Source organism: Microbacterium sp. SORGH_AS_0969 (genome assembly GCF_030818255.1).
Taxonomy (GTDB): Bacteria; Actinomycetota; Actinomycetes; order Actinomycetales; family Microbacteriaceae; genus Microbacterium.
The window spans coordinates 3,815,502-3,841,029 of record NZ_JAUTAG010000001.1; the positions used below are offsets into that span (position 1 = coordinate 3,815,502).

Genomic DNA, 25,528 nt, shown 5'->3' on the forward strand with positions numbered 1-25,528 from the left:
GAGCTCGGCCAGGCGTCAGCCTCGGGCCAGCGCCACCGCGGCGCGACGGTCTCGCACGCCGAGTTTGGCGAACAGCGCGTTCACGTGCGTCTTCACGGTCGACACCTCGACGAAGAGGCGCTCCGCGATCTCGGCGTTCGTGCGCCCCTCGACAAGGAGGGCGAACACGTCGATCTCGCGCCGCGTCAGCCGGGGGAAGCGCGCGGCGAGCTCCTCCCCCGGAGACGCCGGGGGCCGCGGACGGATCAGGGAGTCCACGATGGTCGCGCCCACCTCGGCGCTGAAGGTCGCCTGCCCGCGGGCGACCGATCGCACCGCCGCCGCCAGTTCGGCGCGACCGGCATCCTTCGTGAGATATCCCCTGGCCCCCGCGGTCAGCGCGGCGACGATGGACTCGTCGTCGGCGAACGTGGTCAGCACCAGCACCGCGGCGCTCGGAACATCGACGGCGAGCCGGGCGGTGGCCGCAACGCCGTCCAGGCGCGGCATCCGGAGATCCATGAGGACGACGTCGGGATGCCGTTGCACGGCCAGCGCGACGGCCTCTTCGCCGTCCGCGGCGGTGCCGACGACCTCCACGTCGGGCAGGAGCGCGAGAACCGTCGCGAGTCCATCCCGAACGATCGCCTGATCGTCCGCGACGAGCACGCGGATCGGGGGCTCATCGCTCACGCGAGCACCTCCTCGACCGCGACGACGAAGGATCCCGCCTCGGGCCCGGCCGTCACCGTCCCGCCGAGTGCGAGGGCGTCCACGCGTTCCCGCATACCTCGGAGCCCGAAACCCGGCGCGGCGCTCGGCGTGGGTGGCGGCGACGATGGCAAGGGGTTCTCGATGCGGAGGCGCACCACGCCGGGTCGCCAGGCGAGACGCGCGGTGACCGCGCACCCCGGGGCATGGCGTCGCACATTGCTGAGCGCTTCCTGCAGGGCGCGGTGCAGGGCGTCCGCCTGGGCCCGGTCGAGGGGCGCGGGGTCGCCCGAGCGCTCCCAGGCGATCTCGCCCCCGAGCGCGCGATGCATATCGACCAGCTCGTCGAGGCGACGGTCGAGGACGATCGATGCGACCGGGTCGCGGTCGGCGGCTTCGGCTTCGACTCCCGGTTGCCGTGGTCGGCGCAGCGCGGCGACGGCGCGACGCGCCTCGCCGAGACCGGATGCCGCCAGCTCGCGCGCCGAGGCCACCCGGCGGTGGGCGGACGATGCGTCTCCCGCCTCGAGGAGCGCCTCGGCGGCATCCAACTGCACGACCAGCCCACCGAGCGTGTGCGCCAGGACGTCGTGGAGATCGCGCGCGAGCGCGTTGCGCCCGGCCTCCTCACGAAGGGCGCGCTCGCGTTCCGCGAGGAGCGCTTCGCGCCGTCGGGCCTGCGCACCCTGTCGACGGCTGAAGCCGGCGAGCGCTCCCACCAGCACCGCGGCGACCATCCCCGCGAGAGCCGACACCGACGTCGGCCACAGGACGGCGCCCGCCGCGACCAGTGCCACACCGCCACACGCCGTGACCGCCGCCGCGACGACCGACACCGCTTGGTCGGCGACGAGCACCATGGCGCACACGGCAGCGGGAATCAGCGAGTTGGCTCCGGTCGATGTACCCGCGAGGGTGCCCGCGCCGATGGCGCACAGCGCGGCGACGCGTGCGGTCCGCGCCGCAGCTGATCGCTGCACGAAGACGAGGGCGGTCCGTACGAGCCACGCCGCGAGAGCGAGGAGCGCCAGGACCAGGGCCCACATCGGGCGCGGTGCGCTGAACAGACCCCAGGTGCACAGCGCCGCACCGAAGACGGTCAGCGCCGCCCCGAAGGCGGTCGGGTGGGGAGTCACGGCACCATCATCGCGCGGTGATGCGCGGAGGGCGCGCACCGCCGACGGGAAGGTGCCCGAGGCGGGCACCGAGGACGAGGTTTCGAGCGGCGCGGTTCGCGGCGAAGACGAGCAGGATGACACCGGTGCCGGTGACCCCGTGGGCGCCCATCGCCGTGGCCGCGACGTCGATCCCGACACGGACGAGCAGAAGGGCGGCCCAGAGGGCGAGCCCCCACCACCCGGTGCGGGATTCGACGACAGCTCCCTCGCCGCGACGGCCGGTGACGCGTTGCTCCAGCGGGCGGAAGTGCGCGAGGGCACCCATCCACGCGCCGACGCCAAGGGCGAGGACGAGTTCGATCACGAGGACGGCGACATCGAGGCCGCCGATCGCGAGGTCTCCCCGCGCCAGATTGACGACGCCGAGGACCGCGAGGATGAGCGGGGTGCGCCACAATTTCGCCGGGGAAACCGGACGCCACGTGGTCTGTCGGTACCCGAGCCAGCCGACGAGCAGGACGATGAGGACGATGTCCGCGAGCGTTTCGAGGTTCATGCTTCGAGACTCGTCTCCGCGCGCTCGCGCGACTTCCTCCGCCGGGGTGGAGAAAGGGTGGAGATCGCCCGTCAGGCGAACCCCGTCTTCAACGCGTCGAGGTGCGCGCGGGTCGCGGCGGCGGCGATCTCGGGACGACGGTCGCCGATCGCCGCGACGACGTCGGCGTGGGCGTCGTGGTCACGGCCCTCGTCCGCGACGGGGCGCAGGCGCAGCATGTCGACCATCGCTCGGCGCACGCGCGGGACGAAGCCGTCGAACATCTCGGTGAGCACGTCGTTGTGCGCCGCGACGACGATCGCGCGGTGCAGCACCATGTCGGCATCCACGTGTTCCTCGACGCTCTGCCCTGGCGCCGTGCGCTCCGCCAGTGCGCGTTTGATGGCACGCAGGTCGGACGGGGTGCGTCGCACGGCCGCGAGCGCGGCCGCCTCGACCTCGATCGCCGTCCGCGCCTCGAGGACCGTGACGATATCGGCGCGGCGGAGCACCTGCTCCCAGTCCTCGGGCACGTCGACAGCGGTGACGTACACGCCCGATCCGTGTCGCGAGTCGAGCACGCCGCGACCCGCGAGCTGCCGGATCGCCTCGCGCACGGTGGAGCGCCCCACGCCCAGCTGCGGCGCGAGGGTCGTCTCGCCCGGGAGCTTGGCACCCAGCGCCCACTCCCCCGCCCGGATGCGCGCCAGCAGCACGTCGGCAGCCTGGTCGGCCAGGGGTACGCGTTTCAGGTCCGGCATCCTGACTCCTCAACTTGTCTGAGGACTTATGCTACCGTCTCCCCATGTCCTTCCGCGGATTCCTCCTTCTTCGTCGCCACGACGGGGCCTGACCAGACCGGCTCCCCGTCGTGGAGCCGGACGCTGCGCCGGTCGCCCCCGCGACACCCCGAGGAACCGAGAAACATGACCACCTGGAACAGGCAGCGCCCCTCGCGCATGCCCTCTCACCGCTACACCGACGTCTACTCGCGCGTCGACGTCCCCCTGGCCGACGCCGAACGGCAGTGGCCGACGCGCCGCATCACCGAGGCACCGCTGTGGGTCCCCGTCGACCTGCGCGACGGCAACCAAGCGCTCTCCGAACCCATGGACCCCGAGCGCAAGCGCCTCTTCTTCGACCTCATGGTCCGGATGGGCTACACCGAGATCGAGGTGGGCTACCCCTCCGCCTCACAGACCGACTTCGACTTCGTCCGGCTCATCGCCGAGAGCGACATCGCTCCCGACGACGTCACGATCGTCGTCTTCACCCCGGCGCGCCGCGACCTCATCGAACGCACGGTCGCCTCGATCAGCGGCATCCGGAACGAGGTGGTCATCCACCTGTACACCGCGACGGCTCCGACCTGGCGCGAGACCGTGCTCGGCAAGGATCGCGACGAGCTGCGCGAGCTCATCCTCGCCGGGGGCCGCGACGTCTGGGAGCTCGCGGGGCACCTTCCGAACGTGCGGTTCGAGTTCTCGCCCGAAGTGTTCACCCTGACCGAGCCCGACTACGTCCTCGAGATCTGCGACGCGATGACGGAGCTGTGGGATGCCACGCCCGAGCGTCCCGTCATCCTGAATCTGCCGGCCACGGTGGAGGTCGCCACCCCGAACGTGTACGCGGACCAGATCGAGTACATGCACACCCACCTCGCCCGTCGGGATGCCGTGATCCTCTCCGTGCATCCGCACAACGACCGCGGCAAGGGCGTCGCGTGCGCCGAACTGGCCGTGCTCGCCGGCGCACAGCGGGTGGAGGGTTGCATCTTCGGCAACGGGGAGCGCACCGGCAACGTCGACCTCGCGACCCTCGCGCTGAACCTGCACGCGCAGGGCGTGGATCCGATGGTCGACTTCTCCGACATCGACGGAATCCGCCGGGTCGTGGAGCACTGCAACAGACTCGAGCTCTCGCCCCGGCATCCGTATGTCGGAGACCTCGTGCACACCGCCTTCAGCGGAACGCATCAGGATGCCATCCGCAAGGGCTTCGCCGAACACCGCGACCGGGCCCTCGCCGAGGGCCGCGACGAGCGCGAGATCGCGTGGCGCGTGCCCTACCTGCCGATCGACCCGGCGGACATCGGTCGCACGTACGACGCCGTGATCCGCGTCAACTCCCAGTCCGGCAAGGGCGGTATCGCGTACCTGCTCGAGACGACCTACGGTCTGGAGCTCCCCCGCCGCCTGCAGATCGACCTGTCGCGCCAGGTGCAGCGGCACACCGACCGCACGGGCGACGAGGCCACGGCCGACGACATCTGGGTGATCTTCGCCGAGGCGTACCTGTCCGGCCCCGACGAAGCCGTGCGGGTGACGTCGCTGCGGGTCGACGCAGGCGCGGAGGTGGCGGTCGAGGTCGACGGCATCGAGTATCGCGGTGTCTCCGAGACGGGCCCGGTCGATGCGGTCGTCGGCGCTCTGGACCGCGGCGGCATCGCGCTCGAGATCCTGTCGCTGCACCAGAGCTCACTGCGGGCGGGAGCGGATGCCGAGGCCCTCACGCTTCTCGAGTACCGCGGCCCCGACGGCCCCGCGTGGGTCGCGGGGCGGAACGGCTCCGTGCTCACCGCCTCGGTGGACGCAGTGGTGCGGGCCGCGAACGCGAGATCGCGATGACCGTCCCGCCTAGCATCGACATATGGGGGACGAAGGTCGACACAAGAACGCCCTGTACCGCACGAGATGGATGGTGCCCGTCGTCGCGATCGCGCTCGCGGCGCTGTCCGCGGGGCTCGCCCAGGTGGCGCAGGCGCACATCCTCGCCCGGCCCGACAAGCCGATCACCTTCCTCGTCGAGGGCGACCTCCCGTTCGGCATCACCCAGGAGACCGTGGATGCCGCGGCCCGAGGCCGCGCCCTGAGCTACGAGCCGTTCACGGTGCTGGTCGTCGAGCGCGACCTCACCTGGGACGAGTACGAGAACGGCGAGCTCCCGCGCGGCGCCGACGTGATGGTGTCGGTGGTGATCGATCCCAACGATCCCGACCTCGTCCTGCCCGACGTCTCTCGCGCCTCGGTGGCGAAACGCCTCGAGGGAGACGGATGGAACCCGAACTACTCGGCGGCCGTCGACATCCGCGAGGCCTTCCTCAACAACGTGACGCAGGGCCAGGGGCCGGGCGCCGTCGTCGGCGCGGCGCTGACGGCGGCGTCACGGGCTTTCGACGGCGGCCCCCGGTCGCCCGCGCTCTGGGTCTCGCTCGGGGCGCTGCCCCTGCTCGTCGGACTGTTCCTGATGGTGCTCTGGGCGCGCTACCTGGCGCGTGAACGGAACCGCCGGAGAACCTTCTCGCGCGCCCGGCTCGAGCTCGCCCGCGTCGTGCTCGAGCTCGACATCCTCGAGGCGCACGTCGACATCGCCGGCGCCGAGCTCGATCGGGGCACCGACAGCCGCGGCCGCACCATCGCGAAGGACGTGAAGGGAAGACTGCAGAAGGACTGGTCGGCGATCCGCAAAGAGAGCCTGAAGCTCGCCCACGAGGAGCAGGTCCTCACGCGCGAGCTGCTCGACCCGTCGACCCGCGTGCACGAGCGCGGTGCCCCCGAGAAACCGCTCGACCTCGCGACCTTCGCGACGCGCACGGCGGCTCTGCGCCGTCGCGCCGATGCGCTCGTCGCCGCCTCGTCGCTGCGCGTCGGGCACGCCGCGGGCGGCACGATTCTCGGACACATCGCCCTGACCTCGACGCTCGCCGTCGACGACATCCTCGCCCGCCCCGAGTTCCTCTCGGAGAAGGAGATCGAAACGCTCGGCCGCCAGCGGCGCGACCTGCTCGCTCTCGTCCGCGAAGCCGACACGACGTTCGGCGATGAGAACGGACCCGAGGTCGTCGTGCGCCACGTCGAGCTGATGAAGCGGTGGCGCGAGGCCGAACGCCGCCTCTCCGTCACGCTGGCCAGGATCGAGAACCGTCTCGAGAAGAAGGTGCCGCGCGGCACGACCTCGCACATCGCCGCCGGGGCTTTGGACCGGCGTCTCGAGGATCGGGCGCGCATCGCCACGGGAGGCGCCGCCGAGACCCTCGACGAGCTCCGTGCCTCCCTCGACCTGACCCCGCGCAAGGGCCTCCCGCCGGCGCACCATGCCGAACGGATCCTGCTCATCGGCGACGCGATCGACGCCGCGAAGAGGGGCGCCACTCCTCCGCGGCGGTCGGGGTCCGGCATCCGGGTCGACAAGCTCGCACCGGACTTCGTCCCCCTCGCCGTCGCCGGCATCCCCTTGATCGCCGCCCTCATCGCCGGCTTCACGGCGACGTCGGCAATGGAGCGCAGCGACGCCACCTACGGACGCGAGCTGACCGGCGACGTCCCTCTCGCCAGTCTCGAGGTCGTCGGTGACCCCACCCTCCTGCCGACCTACAACAACGCCGAGGATGCCGAGCGCGAAGACCCCAACATCGACACGCTGTCGCTGGAGGTCGTTCGGGATGCCATGGAGCGCACGGCCCAGCGCAGCGACGACGACGCACTGCTTCCGGAGCGAATCGATCTGGTCGTGCCCCTCCTCCCGATCGACGACTACGTCACGGTGCGCCCGAACCCCGAGGTCGAGGGAGGTGTGAAGCTCGACTACTTCGAGCTGCTGGAGGCCTACGCCCGCATCAAGGAAGAGGTCGAGGCCGAGGTGCCCGGAACGCTCGACCCGGCGACGGGCGACGTGCGAGCCGGACACGCGATCCTTCCTTTCTGGATCCAGGACGACGGCTCGTACGGGGTCGGCCTCCCCCTGACCGGGACACTCAGCACCGGGACGGAGAGCCGGCTCGGGGCGTACGACTTCCTCGCGACGGAGCCCCGTTTCACGAATGAACCCGGCGAGGACTGGGCGAATCCCGCGGGCTGGGTCGTGGCATCCGAGATGATCAAACTCGGCCGCCAGCTGGAGTACAACGACCTCCGCGTGAGCTCCCTCTCCCCCGCGACGCTGTTCTGGGTCGTCGCCCTCGCGACGTGGACCGGCGTTCAGACCCTCGCGATGATCGTGTGGTCACTCGCCCAGCTGCTCCTGCGCGGGGTCGGATCCCGCCGGACGCGCGCTCAGCTGCGAGAGCTGCGCGGCAAGCTCAACACGCTCGCGATGGGTCTCGATCTGTCGAGACTGGATGCCGTCGCCGTCCTGGGAACGGCCGATGGTCACCGGGGACGAGCGGCCGAGGCCGACCAGCAGCTCTACGAGACGGTCCTGTTCACCGCCTGGCGCGAGGTGCAGGCGCTCGAGGCCCTGCCCCGCCGCGAGCAGCGGGGCCCGGAGTGGCGGCAGCGCGTCGAGCGGATGAGTGCCGTGATCGATGCGCTCGCCGTGCGCGAGGCAGGGGTCGCGGAGCGGGCACTGGTGTTGGTGCGGTCGTACAGCTGAGAACGGGCCGGAGAGTCACCGCTTCCTCACTCCCCTTCTTCTCCCTCACGCGACTTCTTCTCCCTCACGCGACGCGAGGTCGCCGCCGCGGTGCCCGGAACAGCCACGCGACGGGCGACGTGGACGAGTGCCGTGCCAGCACGGAGGACGTGAGGAGTCCGACCACCAGGTTGGCGACGACGAGCCACAGCCCCAGCGGCACGGGGAGCATCGTCGCGATCTGGCCGACCGCCACCATCGCCGGAAAGTGCGCGAGATAGAAGACGATCGAGTTGCGCCCCATCCAGGCGACCGAGCGGCCCACGGTCGTCGAGATGAGGCTGGGCGCGACGCGGCTTGCGACGATCGCGGTGAGGAAGATCATCGCGAAGACAGCGGGTGCGGTGATGATCGAGAACTGGAAGAAGTGCCTGTCGCTCACGGCACTCAGCGTCACGGAGGCGGTCGTGAACACCAGGGCCACACCGGATAGGGCGAGAATCCACGCGGCCCGAGCGCGCAGAATGCGCGGCATGACGCCGGCGAGAAAGTATCCCCCGAAGAAGAACACGGCGAAGAATGCCACCCTCCCGAGCATCGAATCACCTTCGACCGCCGAGATGACCGCGGCCGGCAGGATCACGATCGGCCACGCCAGCCTCGTCGCGAGGGGTGCGACGACGACATACGCGAGGAGGAAGAAGATGAACCAGAGATATCCCGTGGCGATCCACGACCGCGCGGAGAGGATCGAGCCATCGGGGAACGGAAAGGTCAACAGGTAGAGCGCGGACCACACGAGATACGGCCACAACAGAGTGCGAGCCTTGCCTCGGTAGTAGTCGCGGAGATCCTTTCGACGTCCTCGCGTGAGCAGCATGCCCGACAGAAACATGAGCGTGGGCATCCGCCACGGCAAGAAGATCTCGTTGACGAGGAACAGCCAGACGGGCATTTCCCATCCGAGATAGGCCGGGAGGGACGAGGCGTGCCAGAGCAAGAGGAGCACGACCACCACCCCGCGGAGGAGGTCCACCCAGCCGATGCGCTCAGTCACGATTCATTTCATCGTGGAGATGCTCGCCTCATCGGAAGGGCGAGTCGCCCCCGGCGCCGCGCGCGTTTCGCGCTCCGCTCGAGATCGCCGCACCGGCACCAACAATCACCAGGGTCACCGACCGCGAGGAGACAACACCGGCTCGCTCCGAGGTCCGGAGCGAGCGCGCCGGATTTCACCCCGCCCCCGCTCATCGCGGTGGGCGCGATCACCACCCGTCAGAACGAGGCGGCTTCGCGCAGCCCCTCCCCGATCTGCGTCACCGCGGCGAGGATCGCGTCCTGATCGGAGTAGCCGAACAACCCCGAGAGCGCTCGGCCGTACAACCCGCGCAGCTGATCGACCACCTCGCGTCCACCGTCATCGAGCTGCAGAAGGGTGCTCCGCCGATCGCGAGGATTCGGCGCGCGACGGATGAGGTGCCGGGACTCCAACCGTTCGATCACCGCGCTCGCGAGGCTGCTGCCGGCCTGAAGGAATCGGGCGAGATCTTTCGGCGTCTGCGGCGGGCCGTCGACACCGAGGAATTTCAAGGCACGGAGATCGATCGGGTTGAGGTCGTGCTCCAGCGCAAGACACTGAAGAAGGTGCGCATTCTCGACCTGCATGCGGTACCACGCCGACACGATTGCTTCGGAACTCGCGGAGGGTGACGATTCCCTTCCGGGATTCTGCGCATACCCCATTCAGAAAGAATAGTCCAAACTATGTCTCACATTTTGAGTTACTAGTTTTACGTTCTTATAGTTCCGCTAGGCACTTTCCGGAGCGCCACGCGATCGAAGAACTACCCCGTCCGCCGCACGTGCTTTCTCCTCATTCGTCCTCCCCGTTCCAGGAGCCCTTCTCATGCGCAGAACCGCTACCATCCCTTCGCGTCGTCTCGGCAAGATCGCGACGATCGCCGTCATCCCCCTCTCCCTCATCGCCGCCGGCGCGCTGGTCTCCACCGCGTCGTACTCCGCCTTCTCGGCGACGACCTCGAACCCGTCCAACAACTGGTCGGCAGGTTCGGTGGGGCTCACCAACAGCTCACCCAACAGCGCGGCGTTCGACGCGACGAACCTCAAGCCGGGATCGACGGGCACCACCTGTGTCGCCGTCACCTCCACCGGTACCCTGCCGGCCGCCGTCAAGCTGTACGCGACGAACGCGTCCCAGAGCCAGGGCATCGGCGACTGGCTGAATCTGACGGTGACCCAGGGCACCGGCGGCGGCAACGGCAGCTGCAACGACTTCTCGCCGATCTCGTCCGGCGCGTCCGTCTACGACAACACCCTCAGCTCGTTCGTGAACGGCGCCACGGACTACGGCAGCGGCGTGGGAAACTGGGCGCCCGCGGGCGGCAGCTCCCCCGAGACGCGCACTTTCCAGATCACGTACGCGCTCTCGACGAACGCCCCGTCGTCGATCATGGGCGCGACCGCCAACGTCAACTTCACCTGGGAAGCGCAAAATCAGTGAGCTGAGGAGTCGCTCCACCGACGGCGCGGGCGGGTTCTTCACGACGGAGCCCGCCCGCCCGTCGTGGACCTGGCTCCGCTTCTGCGCGGTCATCTCCGCGCGAGCCGCGCTCGCCGTCGTCTTCGGCCTGACGTTCTGGGCCGTCGCGCCTCTCGCGATCGGATGGCAGACGACCACGGTCATGACCGGCTCGATGCAACCCGCCATCCAGCCGGGCGACCTCGTCGTCAGCCGCCCCATCGACCCCGCCGAACTGCGCCCCGGTCAGGTCGTCCTCGTCGACGACCCGGACCACTCCGAACGCCTCCGACTGCACCGCCTCCGGGCCATCGACGGCGCCGAGCTCACGACCAAAGGCGACGCCAACCCCGAGGCCGACTCGTCTCCGGTGGCCCGCGCCGACGTCCTCGGCATCGGCGCCCTCCGCGTCCCCTGGATCGGCATCCCGATCCAGCAGGCGCACGACGGAGATGTCGTCGCCCTCGCCACGACGGTCCTCGGACTCATCGTCGTCATCGCGATAGCTCTCGCTCCCCCGACCGCGCGGAACGACGGGGATCCTCCCGCGCCGCGCTCCGAGGTGCGCGACAGCCGACGGTCACAGGATGCCGATACGCGCCGCGCCAGGTCGCGGACGGTGGCCTTCGTCGCGGCGTTCACGGTTGCCGCCGTCGCCGCGGCTTCGCCGGCCCACGCGGCATCCTTCTCCGATCGCACGCATACGCTCGGGTCGGTCCGCGCGGCGACGGCTCAAGCGCCGTCGGATTTGACCTGCGAGAACAACTTCGACGGCTCCGTCACCGTCGGCTGGAGCTACGACGCCGAGACGCCCTCCAGCTTCGAGGTCCTCGTCGATGGCCGCGGCTCCATCGCCACCCTCGGGCCCGAAGCCCGCTCCGTCCAACTCCGGGCGAATACCCCGTTCTCGTTCGGTCGGACCTCCGTCGTCCGCGTCCGCACGAACCTCACGCCGACCTGGGGCGCGACGAGCTCGGACTCGCGCAGCGTGACGACCGTGACGATCCTGTGGGTCGGCGTGGCGCGCTGCGCCTGAGCACCGGCCTTCCCGCGGCAGTCATCCGCCGCGCAGCTGCTCCACGAGCTCCCGGTGGACGGGGTGAAGGAACAGCACCGAAGCGCCCGGCCGGACCGCGTGGTGGAAGCTCTCCGGAGCGATGGCGGCGGTGAAGCGCACGTCGATGCTCGGTTGCTCGACGAGGAGCCTCCGCACTCGTTCCGAAACCCGCTCTGGCACCCGCCCCAAATTAGCCGCGGCTTCGTTTCGGGCGCAATGTTCCGGCGCCCCGCGGCCTCAGACCGTCGCCACATCGACGCGCGGACATCGAGCCTGTCCGGCCGGAAAGGCACGGAAACGACAAGAGGCCCGAACCCCCGCAATCCTGCGGAAGTTCGGGCCTCGACTGTCGGGATGACAGGATTTGAACCTGCGACCCCTTGACCCCCAGGTAGACGGTTCAACCTGAATCCTTCATTTTTCGGGCGTCCCCGTCCCGCAGAAGGCCTCATTTCACGTCATGGATTGCATGGTTTGCATGCATCAGGTCCCGACCAGGTCCCGGCTCTTGGTAGCCGACCGCAGATCCATCGGGGCTTCACCTGGGGCTTATGAAAGGCTCACCGCGCTCCCACCCGCGGATGCGTCAGGGGCTGATGACGAGGCTGTGGATGCGTCCGTCTGCGAGGGTGAAGGTCATGGGCCCGGTGCCGTTGTAGCCGTTGCCGGACACCGCGAGCGTCACGACGTAGACGTGCCCGACGTCGGCTTCCGCCACCTTCACGAGCTCGAAGTGTGCCTGGACGCCGATGTTGTCGGTGTCGTTCCATGCGGCGATGCCGTCTCGGCCGTGGAACTGGCGTCCCCAGTCGTCGAGGGTGGCATCGGTGGTGAAGGCGTCGAGGAACCGGGCGGTGTCGGCGGTGTTGGTGGCGTCGATGAACTGCGCGATCGTCTCGGGGAGGCCACTGGTCGTGGTCTTGGCCGTGGTCATGCCGTGGCCTGCGGGGTGAGGAGCTCGTCGATGCCGATGCGGTGGTAGAACTCGGCGCGGATGCGGTCGTAGACGACCGAGACGACCTCGCTGCCGTCCTTGCTGGGGTCGACGTGCACCCGGAACGGGCGCTCGGCGGCGGGGAGGCCGATGACGCGGACGATCTCGTCGGCGACCTCGGTGACCTCGCGTCCTTCGGGGAAGATCGATGCGAGGGCGCCCGCCATGTTCTCCCGCAGCTGTCCGTAGAGCGCGTCGTATTCGGCCGCGCGGGCAGTGTCGGCGGGGGTGCCGGAGTTCGCGAAGTGGTTGGTGCCGCTGGTGTAGGCGCCGGGGACGACGATGGTGGTGTCGATGCCGAACTTGATCAGCTCCGCCGCGTAGCTCTCGGCGAGGGTGTCCATACCGGCCTTCGGAGCGAAGTACGGGGCGAGGAAGGGCGGGTGCCCGCCGCGGGCGGAGCTGGAGGCGACCCACACGAGGTGCCCGGATCCCTGTGCGCGCAGGACGGGGAGGGCGGCGCGGTTGACGCGCTGGGTGGAGAGCACGTTGATGTCGTACTGCTGGGCGAGCTGCTCGGGGGTGAACGCCTCGAGCGGGCCGAGGACCATGTGCCCGGCGTTGTGGATGACTACGTCGAGGCGGTCCTGCTCGGCGACGATCCGGGCGATCGCGGTGTCGACGGAGTCCTGGTCCTGCACGTCCATCTCGATGCCGCGGATGTCGATCCCCTCCGTGGCGGAGAGCGCGGCGAGCTCGGCCACGCGGGGCGCGTTGCGACCGGCGGTCTCGCGCATGCCGGCGTAGACGGTGTGCCCGGCGCGGGCGAGGGCCCTGGCGGTGAGGTGGCCGAAGCCCGAGGAGGCGCCGGTGATGACGATGATGCGTGAAGAGGTCATGATGACTGCTTTCTGGCGGGAGCCGCCCACATGCGCGGGCCGCTCCCGCCGGGGAGGGAGCGTTCGGCGAAGGCCGGCCGGCGGTGGGATGGGGGTCAGGCGAGTCCGCCGTTGGTGAAGATGGTCTGCCCGTTCACCCACCGGGCGGGGCCGGCGAGGAACGCGACGGTCTCGGCGATGTCATCGGGCTGACCGAGGCGCTCCAGAGGGGCGGCCCTGGACAGCCCCGCGATCTGCTCCTCGGTCTTGCCGTCGAGGAACAGCGGCGTCGCTGTCGGGCCGGGAGCGACGGCGTTGACGGTGATGTCCTTCCCGCGCAGCTCGCGCGCCAGGATCAGGGTGAGTCCTTCGACGGCGGCCTTGCTGGCCACATAGGGGCCGTACGTGGGGAACTGGGTACGGGTGACGGTCGTGGAGAAGTTGATGATCGCCCCACCCTCGCGCACCCGGCGGGCTGCCTGCTGCGAGACGACGAACGTGCCGCGCACGTTCGTGCGCATCAGCCGGTCGAACGCGTCGAGGTCGTACTCCGCGATCGGTGCCAGGATCATGATCCCGGCGGTGTTCACGACCACGTCGATCCCGCCGAAGACCTGCGCGACCTCGTCGAACAGGGCGGAGACGGCGTGCTCGTCGGCGACATCCGCACCGACGGCGATCGCCCGTCCCCCCGCGTCCGTGATCTCGGTGACGAGGGCGTCGGCCTTGGTCTTGTTGCCCGCGTAGTGCACGGCGACGGCGTATCCGTCGGCCGCGAGGCGCTGGGCGACGGCCTTGCCGATCCCACCGGAACCACCGGTGACGAGGGCGATGCGAGGGGTGCTCTTCGTATTCATGTGTGGGTATCTCCTTGTTTTCAGGGTCGACGGACACCGCTCACGCGGATGCGTGGACGGGGAGAGGAAGGGGGCGGGTCAGGAGGTGCGGATGCGTTCAAGCCATTCGGCCAGCAGCGCCGCCTCCGCAGAGGTGAACACCGCGGCGTCGGTGAGTCCCGCCAGCAGTGTGGTGGCGGCGACCCGCTGTGCCTGACCGGCGTCCGGGACATCCTCTGTGAGGATCGCGCGCAGGGTCGCCTCGCGCATCTGAGTCGAGGCGGACAGGTCGGGATACTGCTCCGGACGCAGGATCAGCGACAGCGCGATCCCGCTGTTGGCGGCCATCACAATCCGCGCCGCCTCCCCCACCTCCAACCGGAGCCTCCCCTGCGCCGCGACGCGCTCCAGCACCCCGCGCAGGAGGATCATGGCCTCGCCGGCCGCGGCCGGCCGTGACGACAGCGAGCTGGCGAACACCAGACGGTAGGCATGGGGGTTGGCCAGGGCGAAGGCGACGTGGTTGTCCCACCCGTCACGCAGATCCCGCACCGGGTCATCCGACACGGCCGCCGCGCGCTTCGGACCGAGGTACTGCTCCCACACCCGGTCGGCCACGGCCGCCAGGAGACCGTCCTTGTCACCGAACATCCGGTACAACACCGGCTGTCCGACGCCCGCGGCCTCACACACCGCACGCGTCGACACATCGCCGGTCTCGGAGACAGAGAGCAACTCCACCGCACAATCGAGGATCACCGATCTCGAACTCATGTAATCGACGATAACACGACGATGTTATCAGCACAATGAATTTTTCGTATCGGTGATTTGCTCCACTCTCGGTGCGAGAGGATGCGTACTCTTACGGCGCCCGGCCCTACATAGCGACACCCGACTGCCCCTCCAAGGCCGGCCAGTGCCGACGACGTTTGGGAGCTGGCCTCCGACGCACGACAGATGATCCGTTGCGGTCAGCTTGGTCGGGAGATTCGTCGGTGATGACGGCGCGGATACTAGGCATTCTTTCGATGCTCTCGGCCACGGGCCTGCAGCTCGCATCGTTCAGCGCGAGCAGATCCGGTGTCACGCACGATCCGGACGTCCGCTCCCCCGCTCTCAGTAGATCAATTTGCACTTTGTGCATATTGCACTTAGTGCAAGCAAGTGACTTCTCCTTCAGATTCCCTCGACGGCCGATCCGTGGTGAAAGCCAAACGACGACGCGCGATCCTGGATACCGCCAGATGGATGATCAGCGAAGCGGGGATCGCCGGGTTCGATGTGGATGCACTTGCGCAACGTGCGGGAGTGTCGCGTCGGACGGTGTTCAATCACTTCGCCTCGATCGACGACATCGTGACGACCTCCTGTGCTGAGGCCTGGTCATCGATCATCGACCGATTCCGCGAGGTCATGCTGGCTCAGCCTGCAGGAGCTGGAGGGCCCGCTCACGCCTTCGACAATGTCGCGACGGCTCTGCGGGCAGCCGATGCTCCCGGCATCATCTCTTACCTCTGGAAGGCGCTCGGCGGATTCGACGCGATCGATCCTCGGCCGCAGCAGATCTTCCAAGGCGCGTTCTCCCGAACGACCACCGAGCTCTCCCGCGAGCTCGCAGAACGTGACGGCACTATCGACCAGCTGGACGCTGAGTTGATCGTGGCATCGCTGATGAGCGGAACCTCTGCGGTCGCCTATCACTGGATCGCCGCCACTAACGCGGCGACGAGTGCCGAGGCCCGCGCGCTTTGGGCGGAGCTCTTAGAGCGCGTGATCGACAACGCGCGCCGGGGCTACTCCCCGCCCGCATCCACCATGAAGTTACGAGTGAATTTTGGCTGAACTGCTGTATCGTCTTGGTCGTTTCTCGGCCCGCCACGCCTGGACCGTCCTGTTGTCTTGGCTGGCCATCCTCGCGCTGGCAGTCGGTGCATTCCTGATCGCAGGCGGGACTTTGTCTTCCAGCGTCCCGATCCCGGGAACCGAGACCGCTCGGGTGACGGACAAGCTCACGGAATCCTTCCCGAGCGCGAGCGGTGGCACCGGCAGCATGGTGTTCCATACCGAGGACGGCAGCGAGTTCTCCAGCGAGCAGAAGCGAACGATCAGCGAGCTCTTGGAGAGTGCCGGCGGCCTTGCGGGCGTCGACACCACGACCGACCCGTTCCAGACCGCCCGTGAGATCTCCGATCAAGAGCAACAGATCACGGACGGGGAGGAACAGATCAGCGACGGTCGCGATCAGCTGTCGTCGGCACAGGAGCAGCTCGACGCCGCAGCCGAGCAACTCGACGCCGCACAGACCCCGCTGGACACGGAACTCCAGCGCGCACAGCAGGCCGGCGACCTTCCCGATGCAGTACAGGCGCAGTTCGATACCCAACAGCAGCAGATCGATGCGCAACGCACCGAGCTCGACACGCAGCAGACGGATCTCTCCGAGCAGCTCTCCGACCTGGACGAACAAGCAAAGACCCTGGATCTCTCGTCCCGCCTGCTGGAGATGTCGGCGAGGTCCGGCACGGTGCCTGAGGACGACACGACCGCGCTGGCAACGGTGGTCTTCGATGCCGCGCAAGACGATGTGACCCCGGAAACGAAGGCCGCGGTCACCGACCACATCAGCGGCGGCCTCCCGGATGGCGTCTCGGTGGAGTTCGCGACCGAGCTGGACTCCAGCAGCACGGAGATCTTCGGGGCCGGTGAGATCGTCGGCCTGGCGGTCGCTGCGCTCACCTTGCTGATCATGCTCGGCACCGTGATCGCCGCGGCGCTGCCGCTGGTGACCGCGATCGTCGGCGTCGGGATCGGCGTGACCGCATCGTTGGCGATGTCCGGCGTGGTCGAGATGATCTCCCTCACCCCCGTGCTCGGAGTCATGCTGGGCTTGGCCGTGGGCATCGACTACGCCCTGTTCATCCTGAACCGTCACCGCCGCCAGCTCCTCGAGGGGACAGAGCTTCACGAGTCGATCGGGCTCGCCAACGGCACCTCGGGCAACGCCGTGGTCTTCGCCGGTTCCACCGTCCTGATCGCGCTCCTCGCCCTGAACGTCACCGGGATCGGGTTCCTCGGGATGATGGGGACCGTCGGGGCGATCTGCGTCGCCATCGCGATCCTCCTCGCCATCACCGCTGCCCCGGCCCTCCTCGCCCTGCTTGGCACCCGGGTATTGACGCGCAAGAACCGTGCCCGAAGCCGACATTGCATAACGCAATCGGAGCATTATTCGCAAGTCGGATCAGTGCAGAGCGCTTTTGCAAGCGAGTTGGTAGTCCTCGACGTGCTCGATGATCGCGTAGTGAGCCGTGGGATGGAGACGACGGCCGACACTGAGAACATCGCCCCATTCGTTTGGGGTGCCGCCGGCAGCGCGATCGATCAGAATGCAGTCGGCCGCGGGATTGGGGTTGCCGATCCAGTAGACGTCGTGGTCGTCGACGACGTAGTTCATGAGTCCGATGTCGCTCTCGACGCTTGCCCCGTCGGGGATGCTCTTGAGGATTTTGGCCGCGGCATCAGCGCGATCCACCGGTTTCCACGCGTCGGCGGTGATCATATCGGCCAGGGGTTGCTGCGGGAGCAGCATCATCGAGACGGTGATCGCGACGGCCGCGCCGTGCCGAGCGTAGGAGCGCAGCCAAGCCCATTCGCTGGAGGATGCACGCTGGATGCCGTCGATGACGACGGCGAACGCGATGGGCATGAGCACGGCGCTGTAGTGCCAGGTTGGCCCCCAGTAACCAGGGTTGGTCGACAAGAGCCGCCAGGCGAGCGTCGGAAGAAGGATGAGGGCGAGCGGTGATCGTAGGAGGAATCCGGCGGTGGTGACGAGCACGAGTGTGAGAGTGTGGCCCTTCGCTGGGTCGAACCAGCTCTCGGCGTCGGCCAGGAGCCCGGTGGGGTTGGCGTTCGCGGCGTAGGCCCAGGCACCGTTGGGGTTGAGCGCCGGCAGGACGAAAAGCATCGCTATGGCAGACCATCCCACCCCCCACACGGCCAGCCACAGGTACCGCCGGTTGCGGGAGAGACGAGCGACGAGCAGGCCGATCACCATCACGGTGAGACCGAGGTCCTCCTTCACAAAGACCAGCGGCACCGCCCACATCGCCGCAGCCTGCCATCGCCGCTCCAAGATGGCGCTCAGCGCGCAGGTAAGAAGAGGGACAGCAAGCGCGATCTCATGAAACTGTGCCTCAGCGGCGTACTGCAGCCCCCAGCTCAACCCGAACGCCACTCCCAGCAGCATTCCGCCGACACGTGTGCCCAGTCGGCGGGACGATACTGCTGTCAGCATTCCCGCGGAGACTCCGAAGCAGACAGCCTGGATCACCAGCAGCGTGAACGCGTGCGGAAAGATCGCGAACACCGGTGTGAGCAGGACCAGCAGCGGATGGAAGTGGTCACCAAGGAGATTGAATCCGTCGCCTTTGATGTTCACGATCGGCGGCTGGAACCGCGCGTAGCTCTGCAGCAACTGCGTGAAGATACCGAGGTCCCACGACTTCACCACGATTCGGTTCCACTGCCACGCCGCGAACATCACGTACGCCGCCGTCACGACCGCGGCGACGCTGATCGGGGCAATCCACTCGACTTTCGGGCGCGGGCTCGCCGGTGGCGCGGAGGTGAGCGTATCCAAGCTCATTGGCGCAGGGTGTCGGAGGGGCGGATCTTGGCGGCGCGGGCGGCGGCCATGACTCCGCCGAGGATGCCGATCAGCGTGCCGGCAACGACAGCGAGGGGGCCAAGGCGGAGATCGAACACGGGTGTCCACTTCTGGATGAGTGTGATGACGAGGATTGCGAGGATGCCGATGGCGAGCCCGAGTATTCCGCCCGCCGCGCCGATATAGGCGGACTCTCCTGCAAGCAGCCAAGCGACGTGACTGCTGCGGGCTCCCAGTGCCTTGCGCATGCCTATCTCGCCGCGGCGGGCTGTGACGGCGAGCAGCATTGCGTTGGAGAGCGCGGCGATAGCAACGACGATCGCGAGGATCGAGAAAGCAATGAGGGTGGCCTGTACGCCCTGTTCGACGGTGACCCGCAGTCCGGTGGCGTCGGTGGGCGCTTGGACGGTCACCGTCTCGGGGGCGTAGGAGTTTATGGCGATGGGTGTTTGTCGGGCGACCTGCTGTGCCGCGCCGGCGGAGGTGAGCAGCACTGCGCTGATCGTCTTTGGGCTGTCGAGCCCGGGCGCGTTGTCGGCGAGGAGTATCTCGCCTTTCAGGAGCGGCAGTCTCGGGGATTGCTCGATGATCCCCGCGACTTGGAATGCGCGGTGGTTGATGGTGACGATCGGTCCGCTATCGAGCGGGCTGAGTTCGAGGAGTGTGGCGAGCTGTGACCCGATGAACACCTCGTTCGGCGCGAGGGGACCTGGGGTCCGCCATGCCGGCTGCCGAATCGTGAGGCGGGCCGCGGCTTCGATGTCTCCGGCGTAGGTGTGTGGCTGGATCGCGCGGCCTTCGGACACTCCGGTGACGGTGACCGGGTCGAAGTCCGCGAGGGCAGCGGCCGCATCGACACCGGCGAGCTTCTCTGTCCGCTCAGGCACGTCGGCGAGGGCAGCGGCGCTCGAGTGTGGATCGTTGTCCCAGGTCGCGGTGACCTCACGGTTGAGCTGCGCGTCGAAGGCCGAGGAGACCTGCGCGCCCGCGGAGGTGGAGATGCCCAGCGTCGTCAGAGTCAGCGCGACGGCGATCGACACGGCCAGGCCGAGCGCGACTGTCTGTGCGGGACGTGACCGCACCGACCGCCACGCATCGCGGAGGACATCGCGCGTCCGCAATCGTGGACGGGCGGGCCTCTGTCCGGTTTCGTCCTCTTCTGTCGCGTCCTTGTGTGCACCGTCCAGCAGCACGGTGAAGGACGAGGTGGGCGAACTTGAGGCGACGGGACGCACGTCTGCGACAGCTTGCGTAGGTGCGGGGACCACCGCGGTCGATGTGTGCGGGAGTTGCCTGTGCCGAGTGTCGGAGACGAGCCGTCCATCTTGGATGTGCAGCTGCCGGTGCGCGGCGGCGGCGACGTCTTCGGAGTGGGTCACGACGATCACGGTCGTGCCGGCTCGGTTCAGCGCGTGTAGTTCGGAGATGATGGTCTGCGCGTTCTCGCTGTCGAGATTGCCGGTCGGCTCGTCGGCGAAAATGATCCGAGCACTCGATGCGATCGCACGGGCAATAGCCACTCGCTGCTGCTGCCCACCGGATAGGTGAGATGCTCGCTCTTCCGCTCTGTCCGCGAGGCCCACCCGTTCCAGTGCGGATGTCGCGGGGGCGTTGCGCGCTATGACGCCCCGATACATCAGCCCGAGTTCCACGCTGTCCCGCACCGGTCTGCTCTGAAGCAGATGGAAAGACTGGAAGATGAACGCGAACTCCGTGCTGCGGATGCGCGACGACTCAGTTCCCTCCCGCGGGGGCACCGGCACCCCATCGAGTAAGTACTCACCCTCGTCGGGGAAGTCGAGCAGTCCGAGCATGTTCAGCAGAGTCGACTTCCCACCCCCGGAAGGTCCCACGATCGCGACGAACTCGCCCTGCTCAATCTGCAGATTCACATCGTCCAGAGCGACGACGTCCGGCGCCCGCGGGGACGAGTACCGCCGCGAAAGGTGCCGGATCTCCAGAAGCGGTACCGATTCGTCACCCGACCCGGACATCATCACCCTCAACTAACGCCGCCTTGTCATCCGGAGTCACCGCCGTCATCCCCCGTAGGGAACCATCCACGGTCAAGGGCACCTCAACGAGAGACCCGTCATCCTGCCGCTTCACGACAACACCTTGCTTCTCGCCGCGCCCCACGACCGCTGCGGTGGGCACGATGAGGGACTCCCCCGCAACGACCGCGTCCTGCACCGTGACCGTGACTGCCTCCCCACGGTGAGAGGCCAACACGGATGCGTCTTTCTCGAATGACACCTCGAGCACGCTCGGTTGCGGCGTCCCGTCGTCGGCGGCCGGACGATTCTCGACCCGCGCGAGGACGCCGTCTACCTTGTCGGTGCCGGCGACGACGGTCACCGGATCGCCGGGAGCGAGTCCCGTCGTATCGGCTGTAGGCGCCTCGGCACGGACGATGAGCTCGGTCGCACCGAGAGTTATGTCGGTGGTCTTCCCCGCGACGTGCGTGCCGACCGCGAGCGCTGTGACGACCGTTGCGGGAAGGGACGGCACGGCCAGCAGCTCACTGAGAGGCACGAAAGCATCGAGCACGGGTTTCGGTGCCGGATTCGATGTCCCCCCAGCAGTCTCCGAACCCGAGGACTGAGATGGTGCTACAGGATCGGACGAGCCCCTTGTCCCGGATGCATCGGCGCTCGTGGTGTCAGTGCCGGTTTCCGATCGCTGCTTGGTCGGAGCCTCGTACCCGGCATCGCGGTACCAGTGCGCCACCGCACGCGCCGTGTCGCCACCGTACTTGCCGTCCGCGCTGCCGAGGTAGCCGCGACCGACGAGAGCCTCCTGGAGCACGCGGACGTCTGCCCCGTCGTCACCGAAGCCGATGTCACGAAAGAAGTCGAACGGCGAAGCGACGAGGAAGACCGGTCGCGTGTTCACTTCTGTCAGCACATCACCCGAGCCGACCGTGCCGCCGGCGGTGACCGCTCTGCCCGTGACGATACTGCGCATCGCCTCAGCCCCGGCCGGGAGCGTAAACCCGACCTCATCGCTATACGCGATCGTCCCGGAGTACGAACGAGTGTCGGCAAGGACGCCTGTCGTGACCGCAGCGAATACTGGTTGCGGCGCTGGAGCGGCGGCGTTTGCTTCCCGTTGCTCGGGAGACTCGAAGACGGTAGCGAGCACCCAGGTTGCGACTACCAAGGCCACCACAGCCATGACCGCACCTCCGATGAGCAGCGTCCGTCTCCACCGAAGTACACCTGGGCCTTTGGAACGTGTTGCGCTTTCCGCTCTAGGGATAACGTTCGTGGTCGATGCTTTCATCGCCACGTATCAGGCCTTCGGTGCGTTCGCGGCGATGATCTCTTTCACTGCGGCCTGACGGGCTTGGACTGCGTCCCGGATGGCATCGAGCTTCGTTCGCTCACGCTCGATCGCCGTCTCCTGCAACTCCCATTCTTTTTCGTACATCGCGGCGGAGAACCCGCTCGAATCCAGGCAGGTAGCGTGTGCGACGGCGACATCGAGTTCACGTGCGGACGGTTCGACTGTCTTCACCGGGGGCACCGCGCCGAGTTCGCCCTGCAGCTCCAGACTTGGGAACTCGTTCGGGTTCTCTGGAAGCTGCCCCAATCCCTGCGGTTCCATACACGACCGCCATCGGCCGGCAGCCTCCTGCACCGCGGAATCTTGGAAGGCCTGTTCCTGAATCTGGGCGATGAGCGCGTTGACGAACATCGTGTCCTCACTGCTGACGAGGGGATGCTCCGCGCGGATGCCATCAAGGCACGTATCGAAAGCGTCCTGGAACCCCGGCTCCGTTGGCTGATAGGTGAGGAACGTCTCCCACAGTTGAGCGCTCTTCGACGGGGCGAGGTTCGTCCGGAAACCGTACTTCTTGGCGATCTCGAGATTGAACAATCGACGGCCCGTCGGATTGAACACCGGAGACGTTGGCTCATCGATGTCCTGCCACGGCACGGGCCACGCGATGTTCTTCTGGCTGAGGCAGGATGCGAGAAGGAGTTGCTCCGCGTAGTTGTCGAGGTTGCTGAACTCTGGCACGAACTCATCCAGAGGCAGCGCCCACCCGGCGATGTTCTTTACGCCCGACTGTGACGAGTTCGGTGCAGCAGAGGCCTCCGTCGCCCCACCTTGCCAGGCCGCGTTCGGGTCGGTGAGACCGGAAGCGGTCGGCTCTGACGAGCACCCGGCGAGCACCGCCGCGCTGACGAGCACCGACAGCAGAATCATCATCGTGCGGGGTCGGGCTTGCTTCTGCCTCTGTCGAAAGGACATCTGTGTTCCTACTTTCTCTTGGGTGACGCAGCGTCGGCTACTCGCGAATGGCGACTGTCGGATCGATCTGGGCATCAGGGGGTAGGGGCACCGTCGACGACAGTGATCGTGATCTGCGAAGAGGTCCATGGCACGCCGGAGGGGAGGAGAGCTGTCGACCGGTGAGGGTAGGTTTCCCGGATTCCGACGACCTGGCCGCTGCTCGTGTCGATGTCGAGCTCCGAAACCAGAAGGTCTCCGAACTCGCCACCACTATCGAGCGGTGTCGGCAGTGCGAGAGTGGCGATGGTTCCGGTCGTGGCGGCGACCTCGACATTGCTGAGCAGGCCGAGAGCGCGGAGAGATGCTGCACGGAGGTCACTGGGCATGAGGTTGGTGCCCAGCCCCTGACCGATGGCCTGGAACACGTACCAGTCGTCCGAAGAGGTGGTGAGGTGATCTCGATACCAGGCGAGCAGCTGCGCCGGGTCTCTGGGCATGTCGTCGTAATACAGACGGAACCGGTCGTAGAACTCATCGTCCATCGATGTGGGCAGAGTCGTGTTGTCGCCCGACTCGTTAGGGGAAGGCGTCACCTTGGGTGTGCTGTCGTAAAGCCCCCTCGGAAGGATCGTGATGCCGTCAGGATCCTCGTCGCGGCCGGGAGCGTCCGTCGCCATCTGGTCGTAGGCATCCCTGCTGCGCGGGTCCCCCCACACATTGATCACCTCGTTCTTGGCCCGGTCATCCAGGATCCAGTCCTGGGCACGGTTGGCAGGCACATACAGGTCCCGGATCCCGCGCGCACGGACGGCGCCCTCGGCGTCAAGGAGTGTCGACCGGGTGAAACCCGCTACGGGGTCTGACGTCGCCGCATCGGCGTCCCACAGGGACACTCGTTCGTACGTTTCGCGGATCCTCAGATACTGACCCGGTCCGATCGTGGGGTCAGCACCGGTAATCACCACGTCGGCGGCAGCGTTGAGAACTTCGGCAGCGGCGGACGGCGGCTGCACGACGATAGGAGCCGCCGTGCCGACGATGACGATGGCCGCTGCGGCGGCCGCAACAGCCAGGCCACCCAATCCGGCGACACCACTCCACCCCCAGCGGGAGTGGACGCGGTGTCTCCCACGCCCATCCAGCCCTGCCACCACACGAGTACGCGACCGGGCAATGCGCGCCGGCGCTGTGGAATCCGGCGTGTTCTCAATGTCACGCACCAGCTCGAACATTTCCATCGTCGGTGTCCCTTCCCTTCCATCTCAGCTGGGCAGCGGACGCACCTGAGGCCGCGAGTTTGTGTCGGATGCGATGAAGTCGGGACCACACCGTGCCCACGGGTACGTTCAGCGCCTGCGCGATCTGCTCGGGCGTCAGACCCGACCATGCGTGCAGGAGCAGCGTGTCGCGCTCCTTTCGCGACAAGGCAGCGATCCGGGGCGCGAGAGCACGGATAGCGGCCGCCGCGTCCAACCGTCCGGTGGCCTCCTCGATCCCGCCGCCCGTGGTCATCTCTCCCCGCCCCGCAGCCGCTTCTACCGCGCGCCAGTGACGTGCTTCCGCGACCCGGTGCTTCGCCGCGACCCGGGCGGCGATCCCCAACAGCCACGGGCGCGCCGACTCCCACGCATGATCAAACGTCGCCCGCCGCCGAAAGGCGATCAGGAAGGTGTCGCTCAGCGCATCCTCGGCAGCATCAGCTCCGAGCCGTCGCCGCAGGAACGACTCCACCGCGCCCGCATGCCGATCGAAGACCTCAGCGAACGCGTGGGGAGATCGCTCGGCGCGTCTGAGGATCTCGCTGTCGCTGCTCACATTAGATATTCCTGTTCCACGCGCGGCCCCTTCAAAGTTTTTTCCAACGGCGGCCGTCGCCGGAGCAGACGGACCGACACTGAGTAGTCGCTTACCGGCCCTGACTCGGAAGCGCTGAGTCCGTGCACAGCGCAATCGCATGAGGGTGAGGCCTGACGAGAATGAGCGAAACGTCGCGTCGAACGCCCTCCGCCGGACGTGTGCGCGAAGGCATCGCGACGCCCAACTCCCCTGTCGAAGTCGTTCGACTTACGCGCTCGTCCCCGGCGTCCGCACGTTTGCCTCCGGCCCACTGCTCACCAATTCCTGGCAGCATCGCCCCAAGCTTGAGCGAGCAGATTTGCAGCACGACTGTCAACGGAGGTCGCCGACTGCTACCGCCACGCCAGCGACGAAGTCCGACGAAGACTCAACCAGGCTATCTTCAGACAAGTCTTCATCGATCACGACGAAGTCACCGATCACAATCTCCACAGCCCGCTCGGCGACCTTCTCACCGTCCAGACCGTCCATCACGCGAGCCGCATCGGCGTCACCGGCAGCTCACTTCACCAGCTAGCGGAGAAGTCCTGGGAGCCGGTATCCGCCGACGATCCAACAACGACGATGGGCCGGAATCCCGCAGGATTCCGGCCCATTTCTGTCGGGATGACAGGATTTGAACCTGCGACCCCTTGACCCCCAGTCAAGTGCGCTACCAAGCTGCGCCACATCCCGTCGCCCGCGAGCGGGCAACTCCCCTATATTAGCCGCTCCGCGACCGTGCCGCGAACCGGCCGCAGCCCGGGCGTGTGCGCATGCCCGCGAAGTGTGAAGCCAACCGCACCCCGGCGTGTGGGCAGAGCCCGGCGATGCAGGAACAA

General features: G+C 67.7%; 23 protein-coding genes, 1 tRNA gene and 1 pseudogene. 6 read left to right on the forward strand and 19 right to left on the reverse strand.

Annotated elements, in window-relative coordinates:
• Positions 1-15: 15 nt before the first annotated feature.
• The 4 genes from QE388_RS17880 to QE388_RS17895 form a co-directional block, all read right to left on the reverse strand.
• The gene (locus QE388_RS17880; protein WP_307386881.1) at positions 16-672 is read right to left on the reverse strand and encodes a response regulator transcription factor; all 657 of its coding nucleotides are present in this window, start codon (positions 670-672) and stop codon (positions 16-18) included.
• Positions 669-1,826, reverse strand: coding sequence for a sensor histidine kinase (locus tag QE388_RS17885; protein ID WP_307386883.1), 1,158 nt, complete (start codon positions 1,824-1,826; stop codon positions 669-671). Before QE388_RS17885 ends, QE388_RS17880 begins: the two co-directional genes overlap by 4 nt.
• A 7-nt stretch (positions 1,827-1,833) precedes the next feature.
• Positions 1,834-2,364 (reverse strand): hypothetical protein, encoded by a 531-nt coding sequence (locus QE388_RS17890; protein WP_307386885.1) that lies wholly within the window; start codon positions 2,362-2,364, stop codon positions 1,834-1,836.
• 71 nt (positions 2,365-2,435) lie between these two features.
• Positions 2,436-3,104 (reverse strand): FadR/GntR family transcriptional regulator, encoded by a 669-nt coding sequence (locus tag QE388_RS17895; RefSeq protein ID WP_307386887.1) that lies wholly within the window; start codon positions 3,102-3,104, stop codon positions 2,436-2,438.
• Between the two features lie 165 nt (positions 3,105-3,269).
• Here QE388_RS17895 and QE388_RS17900 point away from each other — a divergent pair, with 165 nt between their 5' ends.
• Positions 3,270-4,970, forward strand: a complete 1,701-nt coding sequence (locus QE388_RS17900) for a 2-isopropylmalate synthase (protein ID WP_307386888.1) — start codon at positions 3,270-3,272, stop codon at positions 4,968-4,970.
• 22 nt (positions 4,971-4,992) lie between these two features.
• Complete coding sequence (locus QE388_RS17905; protein WP_307386890.1) at positions 4,993-7,713, forward strand: hypothetical protein; 2,721 nt, start codon at positions 4,993-4,995, stop codon at positions 7,711-7,713.
• Positions 7,714-7,777: 64 nt separating this feature from the next.
• Here the strand turns inward: QE388_RS17905 and QE388_RS17910 are convergent, their stop codons facing one another.
• Together QE388_RS17910 and QE388_RS17915 are read right to left on the reverse strand one after the other, a co-directional pair.
• Positions 7,778-8,749, reverse strand: a complete 972-nt coding sequence (locus QE388_RS17910; RefSeq protein ID WP_307386892.1) for an acyltransferase family protein — start codon at positions 8,747-8,749, stop codon at positions 7,778-7,780.
• A 218-nt stretch (positions 8,750-8,967) separates the two neighbouring features.
• The gene (locus QE388_RS17915) at positions 8,968-9,375 is read right to left on the reverse strand and encodes a MarR family transcriptional regulator (RefSeq protein ID WP_307386894.1); all 408 of its coding nucleotides are present in this window, start codon (positions 9,373-9,375) and stop codon (positions 8,968-8,970) included.
• Positions 9,376-9,598: 223 nt separating this feature from the next.
• Here QE388_RS17915 and QE388_RS17920 point away from each other — a divergent pair, with 223 nt between their 5' ends.
• Both QE388_RS17920 and QE388_RS17925 read left to right on the forward strand, forming a co-directional pair.
• Positions 9,599-10,213, forward strand: coding sequence for a hypothetical protein (locus QE388_RS17920; RefSeq protein WP_307386896.1), 615 nt, complete (start codon positions 9,599-9,601; stop codon positions 10,211-10,213).
• Between the two features lie 157 nt (positions 10,214-10,370).
• A complete protein-coding gene (locus QE388_RS17925; protein WP_307387179.1) occupies positions 10,371-11,267 on the forward strand; it encodes a signal peptidase I in 897 nt (298 codons plus the stop codon).
• A 21-nt stretch (positions 11,268-11,288) separates the two neighbouring features.
• On the opposite strand, the gene QE388_RS17930 is transcribed toward QE388_RS17925, so the two are convergent.
• The 5 genes from QE388_RS17930 to QE388_RS17950 form a co-directional block, all read right to left on the reverse strand.
• The gene (locus QE388_RS17930) at positions 11,289-11,468 is read right to left on the reverse strand and encodes a chemotaxis protein CheY (RefSeq protein WP_275798581.1); all 180 of its coding nucleotides are present in this window, start codon (positions 11,466-11,468) and stop codon (positions 11,289-11,291) included.
• Between the two features lie 406 nt (positions 11,469-11,874).
• Complete coding sequence (locus tag QE388_RS17935) at positions 11,875-12,222, reverse strand: nuclear transport factor 2 family protein (RefSeq protein WP_275798579.1); 348 nt, start codon at positions 12,220-12,222, stop codon at positions 11,875-11,877.
• A complete protein-coding gene (locus QE388_RS17940; RefSeq protein WP_307386899.1) occupies positions 12,219-13,121 on the reverse strand; it encodes an SDR family oxidoreductase in 903 nt (300 codons plus the stop codon). Before QE388_RS17940 ends, QE388_RS17935 begins: the two co-directional genes overlap by 4 nt.
• Before the next feature lie 95 nt (positions 13,122-13,216).
• Entirely contained in the window at positions 13,217-13,957 is a 741-nt protein-coding gene (locus tag QE388_RS17945; RefSeq protein WP_307386901.1) for an SDR family oxidoreductase, read from the reverse strand.
• A gap of 78 nt (positions 13,958-14,035) precedes the next feature.
• Positions 14,036-14,710, reverse strand: coding sequence for a TetR/AcrR family transcriptional regulator (locus tag QE388_RS17950; protein WP_307386903.1), 675 nt, complete (start codon positions 14,708-14,710; stop codon positions 14,036-14,038).
• A gap of 393 nt (positions 14,711-15,103) precedes the next feature.
• On the opposite strand from QE388_RS17950, the gene QE388_RS17955 reads away from it, so the two are divergent.
• Together QE388_RS17955 and QE388_RS17960 are read left to right on the forward strand one after the other, a co-directional pair.
• A complete protein-coding gene (locus tag QE388_RS17955) occupies positions 15,104-15,781 on the forward strand; it encodes a TetR/AcrR family transcriptional regulator (RefSeq protein ID WP_307386905.1) in 678 nt (225 codons plus the stop codon).
• A gap of 208 nt (positions 15,782-15,989) precedes the next feature.
• Positions 15,990-17,129, forward strand: a pseudogene (locus QE388_RS17960) (MMPL family transporter); the annotation flags it as partial.
• Between the two features lie 51 nt (positions 17,130-17,180).
• On the opposite strand, the gene QE388_RS17965 reads toward QE388_RS17960, so the two are convergent.
• From QE388_RS17965 to QE388_RS18000, 8 genes are all read right to left on the reverse strand, one after another.
• A complete protein-coding gene (locus tag QE388_RS17965; protein ID WP_307386906.1) occupies positions 17,181-18,587 on the reverse strand; it encodes a DUF2079 domain-containing protein in 1,407 nt (468 codons plus the stop codon).
• Positions 18,584-20,605 (reverse strand): ATP-binding cassette domain-containing protein, encoded by a 2,022-nt coding sequence (locus QE388_RS17970; protein ID WP_275798571.1) that lies wholly within the window; start codon positions 20,603-20,605, stop codon positions 18,584-18,586. Before QE388_RS17970 ends, QE388_RS17965 begins: the two co-directional genes overlap by 4 nt.
• The gene (locus QE388_RS17975; RefSeq protein WP_307386908.1) at positions 20,586-21,785 is read right to left on the reverse strand and encodes a peptidoglycan-binding domain-containing protein; all 1,200 of its coding nucleotides are present in this window, start codon (positions 21,783-21,785) and stop codon (positions 20,586-20,588) included. Before QE388_RS17975 ends, QE388_RS17970 begins: the two co-directional genes overlap by 20 nt.
• 117 nt (positions 21,786-21,902) lie before the next feature.
• On the reverse strand, positions 21,903-22,826 hold the full coding sequence (locus QE388_RS17980) for a hypothetical protein (RefSeq protein ID WP_275798567.1): 924 nt from the start codon (positions 22,824-22,826) through the stop codon (positions 21,903-21,905).
• Between the two features lie 116 nt (positions 22,827-22,942).
• Positions 22,943-24,088 carry a hypothetical protein gene (locus QE388_RS17985; protein WP_275798565.1) on the reverse strand — a complete coding sequence of 382 codons (1,146 nt, stop codon included), beginning with the start codon at positions 24,086-24,088 and terminating at the stop codon, positions 22,943-22,945.
• Positions 24,063-24,665 (reverse strand): RNA polymerase sigma factor, encoded by a 603-nt coding sequence (locus tag QE388_RS17990; RefSeq protein ID WP_307386910.1) that lies wholly within the window; start codon positions 24,663-24,665, stop codon positions 24,063-24,065. The genes QE388_RS17985 and QE388_RS17990 overlap by 26 nt, the downstream gene beginning before the upstream one ends.
• Positions 24,666-25,019: 354 nt before the next feature.
• The gene (locus tag QE388_RS17995; protein ID WP_275798562.1) at positions 25,020-25,178 is read right to left on the reverse strand and encodes a hypothetical protein; all 159 of its coding nucleotides are present in this window, start codon (positions 25,176-25,178) and stop codon (positions 25,020-25,022) included.
• 130 nt (positions 25,179-25,308) lie between these two features.
• A tRNA-Pro gene (locus tag QE388_RS18000) sits at positions 25,309-25,382 on the reverse strand.
• Positions 25,383-25,528 lie beyond the last annotated feature (146 nt).